At 49.3% G+C, this 420-nt stretch carries 1 protein-coding gene; it reads right to left on the minus strand.

The window, feature by feature from the left end; all coding sequences use genetic code 11:
- On the minus strand, positions 1 to 420 hold a 420-nt coding region (locus tag GGG_RS20295; protein WP_157998088.1), incomplete at both ends, for an Ig-like domain-containing protein.

Raw genomic sequence — 420 nt, forward strand, 5'->3', positions numbered from 1 at the left:
CCCGTGGTATCGATTGTGATTTCTTTACTCGTCGCCGCTGTCGCATTGCCTGCTTGGTCAACCACTCGTGCTTCTACTGTGTGTTTGCCTTCTGTCAATGGATTCGCAGTGTTGTCTAAACTCCATGTTCCATCCGCATTCAATGTCGCATCTTTCCATGCGCCACCATCTATGCGAACTTGCACTGTATCGCCAGTTTGCAGTTGTGTCGCATCTGAGACTTTGCCATGGATCACCAAGCTGGTGTCATTGGTCGTGTAGTCATCCGCTACACCGGTATCTTCAGTGATTCCTGTAATTTCTGCTGTGATCGTCGGTGCTGTGGTATCTACATTCAATACAAGCGGATCACTTGGCTCACTCGTATTTCCTGCTGGGTCGGTTTGGGTCGTCGTGATTTCATGTGGCCCATCTGTCAAT

This window comes from Acinetobacter sp. P8-3-8, assembly GCF_000214135.1.
Classification (GTDB): domain Bacteria; phylum Pseudomonadota; class Gammaproteobacteria; order Pseudomonadales; family Moraxellaceae; genus Acinetobacter.